Below are 9,070 nucleotides of genomic sequence, written 5' to 3'. Positions count from 1 at the left end.
AGTTGTGTATATGAGACAGGACTGATCCACCGCCTTCGCGAGCAAGCCCGCTCCCACAGGTTCGGTGCCTGGCGATGTTACAGTGGCCGTCATGCGCCCCTTCATCATTGAGGATCCGATGCCTGTCACTCTGCGCTCCAACATCGCCTACCGCGCCTTCCTGTTCGACATGGACGGCACGCTGCTCAATTCCATCGCCGCCGCCGAACGGATCTGGACACGCTGGGCCCTGAGCCATGGCGTGGACGTGGCGACGTTCCTGCCGACCATCCATGGCGTGCGCGCCATCGACACCATTGCCCGCCAGCACCTGCCGGGAGTGGATGCCGAGGCGCAGGCCGAGCAGATTACCCAGGAAGAAATCGAAGACGTCGAAGGGGTGGTGCAAGTGCCCGGTGCGCTGGCGTTCCTGGAAAGCCTGCCGCCGGAGCGCTGGGCAATCGTCACCTCCGCGCCCATGGCGTTGGCCTTGCGTCGCATGGAAGCGGCGGGCATCCCCCGTCCCGCCGTGATGGTCACCGCCGAAGACGTCAGCGACGGCAAGCCCAACCCCGCCTGCTATCGCCTGGCTGCCGAACGCCTGCACGTGGCGCCCCAGGAGTGCCTGGTCTTTGAAGACGCCGAGGCCGGGATCCGGGCAGGCGAGGCCGCCGGGGCTGACGTCCTGGTGGTGACGGCAACGCACACGCACCCAGTGGTGACCCTTCATCCGCAGATCAAGGATTACCTCGGGCTAGGCCTTGAAGTGGATGACGCCGGGCTGATGCGGATTCTGTAACCACAGCAGACCCCTTGTGGGAGCGAGCCTGCTCGCGAAAGCGGTGGGTCGGCTTGCATCAATATTGGATGTGCTGACGCCATCGCGAGCAAGCTCGCTCCCACATGGGATCTGCGGTGCTTGGATAGATCAGGTCACCACGCGATAGCACGGCACATACGCCGCGCCGCCCGGCAGTTTCATGCGGTGCTGGGCGACGAAGGCCTGGAGCAGGCGGTCGAGGGGTTCCATGATGGCGGGGTCGCCGTGGATTTCGTAAGGGCCGTGTTCCTCGATCAGGCGGATGCCCTGGTCCTTGACGTTACCGGCCACGAGCCCCGAAACCGCCCGGCGCAGGTTGGCGGCCAGTTCGTGGGCCGGCAGGGCGCGGCTCAGGCCCAGGCTGGCCATGTTGGCGTGGGTCGGGTCGAACGGGCGCTGGAAGCCCTCGTCGATCTTCAGCAGCCAGTTGAAGTGGAAGGCGTCGTTGCGTTCGCGGCGGAATTGCTTGACCTCCTTGAGCCCCTGGGTCATCTGCCGGGCCACTTCGGCCGGGTCGTCGATGATGATCTGATAGTGCTTCTGCGCCGCCTCGCCCTGGGTGGCACCGACAAACGCGTGCAACTGGTCGAGGTACGGCGCGGCGCTTTTCGGCCCGGTGAGCACCACTGGGAAGGGCAGGTCCTGGTTGGCCGGGTGCATCAGGATACCCAGCAGGTAGAGGAACTCTTCCGCCGTGCCGGCGCCGCCCGGGAAGATGATGATGCCGTGGCCGACCCGCACGAAGGCTTCCAGGCGTTTCTCGATGTCCGGCAGGATCACCAGCTCGGTGACGATCGGGTGCGGTGCCTCGGCGGCGATGATGCCCGGCTCCGTCAGGCCCAGGTAGCGCCCGCCATGGATGCGCTGCTTGGCGGGGGCGATGGTGGCGCCTTTCATCGGGCCTTTCATCACGCCCGGGCCGCAGCCGGTGCAGATGTCCAGGCTGCGCAGGCCCAGTTCGTGGCCGACCTTCTTGGTGTATTTGTATTCTTCGGTGTTGATCGAATGACCGCCCCAGCACACGACAATTTTCGGCTCGACACCCGGGCGCAGGGTGCGGGCGTTGCGCAGCAGGTGGAACACGTAGTCGCTGATGCCCTGGGACGAGCTGAGGTCGATGCGCTGGCTGTCCAGCTCGTTCTCGGTGTAGACGATGTCGCGCAGGGCGCTGAACAGCATCTCGCGGGTGCTGGCGATCATTTCGCCGTCGACGAACGCGTCGGCTGGCGCGTTCAGCAGCTCCAGGCGCACGCCCCGGTCCTGCTGGTGGATGCGGATCTCGAAGTCCTTGTAGGCTTCCAGGATGGTCTTGGCGTTATCGACATGGGCGCCGGTATTGAGGATGGCCAGGGCGCACTGGCGGAAGAGGTCGTAGATGCTGCCGGAGCCGGCTTCGCTCAGTTGTTGCACTTCGCGCTGGGACAAGGTTTCCAGGCTGCCTTTCGGGCTTACCGAAGCGTTGATTACATGTCTTTGAGTCATTCAGCTTTCCTTGAAAACGATGCCATGCACACAACGACGGCATCTTGAAAAAAACGTCCACACCGAAAGATCGCACGATCCTTGCGCCATCGCCATGGACTTCGATTCTCGCCCGGCGAGTCGGTAGCGATACAAAATGAGCCCCAGCATAGCTAAATCGACCGGGCAGGCGATAATGCGTGACTCTTTTGATGCCGTACAAGGAAATTGCGCCACGATGTTCGAGATCAAACCGTGGGATGGCGACACCTACCGCAGGCAGACCCGCCGCAGCACCCTGATCATCGCGGTGGTGTTCCTGGCCCTGGCGATGTTGCTGTCCAGCCTGGCCGTGATGCTGTTGGGTACGCCCGGAGGCGATAACTTTCGCTTCAACCTGGGCGGAGTGATTGTCGCCGTGTTGGCGATGGCGGTCCTGATGCGCCAGTATTTCTGGTCGCAGCCGTGGATGGCCGCCGCGGTGTACGGCTGGCAACTCAAGCGCAGCCTGATGAAAATCACCAACGTCATGCACCAGGTGACGGCCGGTGTGCAGGCCCAGGACCCCGCCGCCATGAAGCTGCTGCGCTTCTATCACCTGGGGCTGGCGCAGATGCATCAGCTGGACGCCAACTCCAGCGCCCAGGGTTCCCTGGCGCGAGAGGCCGACGCGCATCTGGCCAAGATGCAGGCGCTGGGCCTGGACACCGAACAGTCGCGCCTGGACCCGAGCTGGATCGAGACGGTGAAGCAAATCCATAGCGCCGGTTGATCCCAGAAGTCGCCGAGGCGCGCCATTCGTCGGTAGGCCGCCAGGAAAATCAAACCCGCCCCCGGCACTGTCTTTCTCATGAACAGTCATGAAAAGGAGAGATGACATGCCAGATCGAAGCGTTTATGGCGCCTGGACACTGCTTTGGGCGTCGGCTTTGGGATTGACCGGTTGCGCGGGCGGCACGAGCGGCTCGCCCGTCGATGCGCCGGGCGCTGCGAAGACCCCGACCACCGCGCCGCTGGAAACCGGGGCGCGGCTCCTGCAGGACAAACCGCCGTTGCGGGCCCTGGACACCTACCTCGATGGTTTTCATTTCTATAACGGGCGGATGTCCGGGCAGATGGAAGCGCATCACTACTGCACGGCGCTGAACGAGGAAGTCTTTCAGTGCGCGATCTTCGACGGCAACACCTCCGGCGCCAAGCTGATGGGCGTCGAGTACATCATCAGCAAGCGTTTGTTCGAAGGGTTGCCAGCCAGTGAAAAACAGCTGTGGCACAGCCATGTGCATGAGGTGAAATCCGGGCAATTGATCGCACCGGGGATCCCCCAGGCCGCGGAAACCCGGCTGATGGAAAACCTGGTCGGCACCTATGGCAAGACCTGGCACACCTGGCACACCGAACAGGGCAACGCACTGCCTTACGGAGTGCCTCAGTTGATGATGGGCTTCACGGCCGACGGGCAGATCAACTCACGGCTGGTACGCGAGCGGGACGGTCGGATGGGCATCGACAGCGAAGCGAAAAAGCGGGCCCGAGCGGGTATTGAAGCGCCGGCGATCGATCCCGGGGCGGACGCCTGGCAGAAAGGGCAGGTGTGGCAGATCAAGGATCCGACTGGGGATCACGCCCATTAAAAGGTTGTCGAAATTCCGCTTTTTTGTGGCGAGGGAGCTTGCTCCCGCTGGGCTGCGCAGCAGCCCCATTAACCCTCAGGCGTATCACTGACCGAGTTGAGCAATAGAGGGGGGCTGCTTTGCAGCCCAGCGGGAGCAAGCTCCCTCGCCACGAAGTGTTCGAAGTAATAAAGCGGGATAGGACGCCGCGCAGTTAGTTTGAACTACGGTTGTTTGAAATGCCCCGGCACACCATGTTCTTCTTCGTTGGGCCGGGTTTTTTTCTGAACTTGGACATCGCTGAGTTCAACATCCTTGAGTTCACTGAACGTCGTCCTCAAGAGTGCTTCGGCTTCGTCGGCACTCAATGTCTCGGTGCTTGCCTGCACCACACGATTGTCAGGTTGGTTGTTGCTGATGAAACTGATGATGAATCGATCCTGGTTGCTCATGGGCGGCCTCGGTGCGGTTAAGCGCCAGGGCGCAGCAGTACTGCGCCCCGACGGTTTTCCAGGTTACGATTTCCTGCCGCCGCCATGGCTGCGTTCGCCACCTTTGCGGCCGGCTTCAGAGGCTTTTTCCCGGTCATTTGCAAAATTGCCGCCCGAAGCGTGTCCGCCTTTCTTGCCGGCTTCCGAAGCTTTCTCACGATCATTTGCGAAATTACCTGGGTTCTTGTTTCCGGTGTTAGCCATTTTGAGAATCCTCATTTTGGTTAAAGCGAGCAAAAACTGCCTCGCCTAACTGTGAAAGGAAATTCCCGAGGGAAGTTTAAAGAAAACGTTTCGTTGGCGACGAGCGGTAACCAGCTTGTTAAGCATAGGGAAAAAGTTATACAGCCGCTTCGCTTTGAAGTTGTACAAGATTGCCGCTTTTAATTGAAAAGCCAACGAACATGTTATTTGTCAATGCCATTGTTTAATCTTCACCGCCGCTGACTTTCCAATGCTTGGCTTCCGCAGGGAACACCACTTGTTCGACCCGGTGGGCGATGCCAAAGGCCAGGGAATTCTCGGCCGGAATCACTCGTTCCTCGGCGCACAGGCACTTGAAGATATCCAATTGGGTCGCCGCGCCGGCGGTTTCCTTGACGTAGATCTCCACGTACCGCGCCACGTCGTTGTCCAGGCTGGACAGGTACTCGCGCAAGCGTGAGTGGTCCACGGATTTCTGGCCGAAATACCAGTTCATCGGATGAATCAGGAAGCGCGAATGGGGGGTGGTGGTGCGGTCGCTGGCGGCCAGGAACATGACGATGCCCATCGACTCGATATTGCCGGCGTTGACTGCACGCACCGGCACCGGGAGGGACTTGATGAAGGTATACAGCGTAAAACCGAAGTTGGTGCTGCCGCCGACGGTGGAGAGGTTGAGCATCAGTGAGTCGGCGCCTTGCTCGATGGCCTCCAGGCAGTTGTCGCGAAAGCGTTCCGTGGTTCCCTGGTCGATCTGGCAATGAAAATGGACGATGTGTTCGGACATCTGAAACTCCTGTCGATTTCACCCTTTTTGAATACCTGCGCAGTGGTCGTGCCCTACAATTGGGAGTCCGGTGGTCTGCCGATGTTCCACCTCTTTGACTCGCCGCGGGTCCATTGCATTAACCCGATTGCGCCTGTTCGCAGGCCTCGGCCGTTTGGGTCATACGCTTCAAGAATAGCGCCAGTCCGGCTTCTTCTTCGCTGAGGCCTTTGCGGGCCCGGGGTTTGGGCAAGGCCTTCAGGGCACCGAGCAGGAAACCTTCTACTACTGCGGGGTGGATGTAGCATTTACGACAGACGGTCGGCGTGTTGCCCAGCTGTCGGGAGACCTGCCTGACCATCTCGGTGACGTGTTTCTTGGCTTCGGTCTCGGTTTCCCAACGCAGCGCTCGCAGCCCGGCCAGCGCCGCTGCGCTGCCGGCCCAGGTGCGGTAATCCTTGGCGGTGAAATCGGCGCCGGTCAGCGTCTTGAGGTAGGCGTTGATGTCCGAAGAGCTGATGGAGTGGCGCTCGCCATGTTCGTCCAGGTATTGGAACAGGTTCTGCCCGGGGATCTCCTGGCAGCGCTTGATGATCCGCGCCAGGCGCCGGTCCTTCACGGTGATCTGGTGCTCGACGCCGCTCTTGCCACGGAACTGGAAGGCGATGGCGCTGCCGTTGACCTCGACATGTTTGTTGCGCAGGGTGGTCAGGCCGTAGGAGCGATTGGCGCGAGCGTATTGGGGGTTGCCGACGCGGATCAGGGTCACGTCCAGCAGGGTGATGACCGTGGCCAGCACTTTGTCGCGGCTGAAGCCGGGCGTGGCGAGGATTTCTTCCAGGCGTTTGCGCAAGCGCGGCAGGGCGCGTCCGCACTCCAGCATCCGCGAATACTTGTCCGCATCGCGCACCTCACGCCAGCGCGCATGGTAGCGATACTGCTTGCGCCCGCGGGCATCGCGCCCGGTGGCCTGGAGATGACCACGGGGGTCGGTGCAAATCCAGACATCGGTGTAGGCCGGCGGCACCGCCAGGGCGTTGATGCGCTGGATCTCGGCGGCGTCAGTGATGCGTTGGCCCTGCGGGTCGAAATAACAGAATTTGCCCCGGAGCTTCTTGCGGGTGATGCCCGGGGCCGTGTCATCGACATAATGCAGGTCGGCCGGCAGTGCATCCGGCGGCAGGGTGTCGGGCATGAAAAAAATCCTTGGCAACGAATCCGGTGGCCTGTGAATTCATTGACCGCAGGCTGTTCTGGTCGTGCCAAGATTTTAAGGTCCCCCCAAACCTGTGGGAGCGGGCTTGCTCGCGAAAGCGGTGAGTCAGCCAGCAAAAGTATTGAATGTGCCGTCGCCTTCGCGAGCAAGCCCGCTCCCACAATAGAGTGGTGTGGCTCGATACCCTAAGCCAACACCGCCACCGCCTTGATCTGTGCCCACAACACCTGCCCAGGGTGCAGCTTCAACTGGTCGCGGGAGTAGCGAGTAATGCGCGCCAGCAGCGGGGTGCCGGCCGCTTCCAGGCGGATCAGCACATGGGCGGCGTTGTCGGCGGCCTGTTCGCTGATCACGGTGACCGGCAGGCGGTTGAGAATGCTGGTCTGGGCATCATTCGCCAGGCTGAGGCTGACATCCCGGGCCTGGACCTTGAAGCGCAGCGATTGGCCGAGGGCCAGTGAGGTATGGGCCACGCGGACGTTCAGTTGGCTGTCGGGCAGGTTCAAGGTCAGCAATTGATACGCCGGGTCATAGCCGCTGACCTTGCCTTCGATCACCACTCCGGCGTCATCCCCCCGGGCCAATGGCAGGTCGAGCCGGGCCAGGGTTTCGCCGATGGGGCCGCTGGCCTGGGCGCGGCCAGCGTCGAGCAGCACGATGTGATCGGCCAGGCGCGCCACTTCGTCCTGGGAATGGCTGACGTACAGCACCGGGATGTCCAGCTCATCGTGGAGCCGTTGCAGATAAGGCAGGAGCTCGTTTTTACGTCGGGTATCGAGGGCCGCCAGCGGCTCATCCATCAGCAACAGTCGCGGGCTCGTGAGCAAGGCGCGGGCGATGCCCACCCGTTGGCGTTCGCCGCCGGAGAGGTTGTGCGGCTGCCGATCGAGCAAGTGCCCGATGCCCAGCAGGTCGGTGGCCTGGTCCATGTCCACCCGCCGTTGTGCCGGTGCAATGCGCTTGAGGCCGAATGCCAGGTTGGCCCGCACCGACAGATGGGCAAACAGGCTCGCCTCCTGGAACACGTACCCCACGGGACGCTTGTGGGGCGGCACGAACACACCGCGCTCACTGTCCTGCCACACGTGGCCATTGACTTCGATAAACCCCTGGGCCGGCCGTTCCAATCCGGCAATGCAGCGCAGGCAGGTGGTCTTGCCGGAACCGGAAGGCCCATACAAGGCTGTCACGCCACGGCCCGGCAGTTGCACATCCAGGTCCAGGGAAAACGCCCCATGGTCGAGTTGCAAACGCGCGTGAATCATCGATCAGCTCCAGCCAGCGCGGGCTCGGCGGCTGGAGTACAGCGCCAGCAGCACGAGGAATGAAAACACCAGCATCGCCGCCGCCAGCCAGTGGGCCTGGGCATATTCCAGGGCTTCGACATGGTCGTAGATCTGCACTGACACCACCCGGGTTTTCTCCGGGATGTTGCCGCCGATCATCAGCACCACGCCGAATTCGCCAACGGTGTGGGCGAAACCGAGGATCGCCGCGGTGATGAAACCGGGGCGGGCCAGGGGCAGGATGACGCTGAAAAACGTGTCCCAGGGCCCGGCCCGCAAAGTGGCGGCGACTTCCAAGGGGCGACTGCCGATGGCGGCGAAGGCGTTCTGCAACGGCTGCACCACAAACGGCATGGAATAGATCACCGAGCCGATCACCAACCCGGTGAAACTGAAGGTGAGGGTGCCCAACCCGAGGGCTTGGGTGAACTGGCCGATCCAGCCGTTCGGCCCCAACGCCAGCAACAGATAGAAGCCGATCACCGTGGGCGGCAGCACCAAGGGCAATGCCACCACCGCACCCACCGGCCCGCGCAGCCAGGAGCGGGTGCGCGACAGCCACAATGCGATGGGCGTGCCGATGAGCAGCAGGATCACCGTAGTCAATGACGCCAGTTTCAGGGTCAGCCAGATGGCGGCGTAATCGGCGCTGGTCAGGGGCATTTAGCGTTGGTAACCGTAGGTCTGGATGATGGCGGCGGCTTTCGGGCCTTTAAGGTAATCCACCAGGGCGGCGGCGGCGGGGTTGTCCCGGCCTTTGTCGAGGATCACCGCGTCCTGTTTGATCGGATCGTGCAGGTCCGCCGGGACGATCCACGCCGAGCCGCCCGTTACCTTGCCGTCCTTGTACACCTGGGACAAGGCGACGAAGCCCAGTTCAGCGTTACCGGTGGAGACGAACTGATAGGCCTGGGTGATGTTCTGGCCTTCGACGAGTTTGCCTTTGACCTGGGCGGTCAAGCCGAGCTTGTCCAGCACCTGGGTCGCGGCCAGGCCATAGGGCGCGGTTTTCGGGTTGGCGATGGACAGGTGTTGGAAGTCGTCATGCTGGAGGACTTGGCCCTTGTTGTCGACATAACCGGCCTTGGCCGACCACAGCGCCAGGGGGCCGATGGCATAGGTGAAACGCGAGCCCTTGACGGTGTCGCCTTCGCTTTCGAGCCTGGCCGGGGTGGTGTCATCGGCGGCGAGGAACACTTCGAACGGCGCGCCGTTCTTGATCTGCGTGTAGAAC

11 protein-coding genes are annotated in these 9,070 nt (G+C 62.2%); 3 read left to right on the top strand and 8 right to left on the bottom strand.

The window, feature by feature from the left end; translation table 11 throughout:
- Positions 1–118: 118 nt before the first annotated feature.
- Positions 119–778, top strand: a complete 660-nt coding sequence (locus HGO40_RS29375) for an HAD family hydrolase (RefSeq protein ID WP_250965904.1) — start codon at positions 119–121, stop codon at positions 776–778.
- Positions 779–907: 129 nt separating this feature from the next.
- Here the strand turns inward: HGO40_RS29375 and ppnN are convergent, their stop codons facing one another.
- The gene (gene ppnN / locus HGO40_RS29370) at positions 908–2,281 is read right to left on the bottom strand and encodes a nucleotide 5'-monophosphate nucleosidase PpnN (RefSeq protein WP_250965903.1); all 1,374 of its coding nucleotides are present in this window, start codon (positions 2,279–2,281) and stop codon (positions 908–910) included.
- A gap of 217 nt (positions 2,282–2,498) precedes the next feature.
- On the opposite strand from ppnN, the gene HGO40_RS29365 reads away from it, so the two are divergent.
- Both HGO40_RS29365 and HGO40_RS29360 read left to right on the top strand, forming a co-directional pair.
- Positions 2,499–3,032 carry a DUF3087 family protein gene (locus tag HGO40_RS29365; protein WP_250965902.1) on the top strand — a complete coding sequence of 178 codons (534 nt, stop codon included), beginning with the start codon at positions 2,499–2,501 and terminating at the stop codon, positions 3,030–3,032.
- A 106-nt stretch (positions 3,033–3,138) separates the two neighbouring features.
- Positions 3,139–3,894 (top strand): OBAP family protein, encoded by a 756-nt coding sequence (locus HGO40_RS29360; RefSeq protein ID WP_250965901.1) that lies wholly within the window; start codon positions 3,139–3,141, stop codon positions 3,892–3,894.
- Between the two features lie 203 nt (positions 3,895–4,097).
- Here the strand turns inward: HGO40_RS29360 and HGO40_RS29355 are convergent, their stop codons facing one another.
- The 7 genes from HGO40_RS29355 to modA form a co-directional block, all read right to left on the bottom strand.
- Complete coding sequence (locus tag HGO40_RS29355; RefSeq protein ID WP_250965900.1) at positions 4,098–4,325, bottom strand: hypothetical protein; 228 nt, start codon at positions 4,323–4,325, stop codon at positions 4,098–4,100.
- A 63-nt stretch (positions 4,326–4,388) separates the two neighbouring features.
- Entirely contained in the window at positions 4,389–4,568 is a 180-nt protein-coding gene (locus tag HGO40_RS29350) for a con-10 family general stress protein (RefSeq protein ID WP_082343568.1), read from the bottom strand.
- 223 nt (positions 4,569–4,791) lie between these two features.
- Complete coding sequence (locus HGO40_RS29345) at positions 4,792–5,355, bottom strand: ATP-dependent Clp protease proteolytic subunit (protein WP_250965899.1); 564 nt, start codon at positions 5,353–5,355, stop codon at positions 4,792–4,794.
- Positions 5,356–5,473: 118 nt separating this feature from the next.
- Complete coding sequence (locus tag HGO40_RS29340) at positions 5,474–6,529, bottom strand: DNA topoisomerase IB (RefSeq protein WP_250965898.1); 1,056 nt, start codon at positions 6,527–6,529, stop codon at positions 5,474–5,476.
- Between the two features lie 206 nt (positions 6,530–6,735).
- Entirely contained in the window at positions 6,736–7,815 is a 1,080-nt protein-coding gene (gene modC, locus HGO40_RS29335; protein ID WP_250965897.1) for a molybdenum ABC transporter ATP-binding protein, read from the bottom strand.
- Positions 7,816–7,818: 3 nt separating this feature from the next.
- Positions 7,819–8,499, bottom strand: a complete 681-nt coding sequence (gene modB, locus HGO40_RS29330; RefSeq protein ID WP_186729699.1) for a molybdate ABC transporter permease subunit — start codon at positions 8,497–8,499, stop codon at positions 7,819–7,821.
- On the bottom strand, positions 8,500–9,070 hold a 571-nt coding region (gene modA, locus HGO40_RS29325), incomplete at its 5' end, for a molybdate ABC transporter substrate-binding protein (RefSeq protein ID WP_250965896.1).

Source organism: Pseudomonas sp. CG7, assembly GCF_023701885.1.
Taxonomy (GTDB): domain Bacteria; phylum Pseudomonadota; class Gammaproteobacteria; order Pseudomonadales; family Pseudomonadaceae; genus Aquipseudomonas; species Aquipseudomonas zanjanensis.
This window is presented reverse-complemented; position numbering and strand designations above follow the sequence as displayed.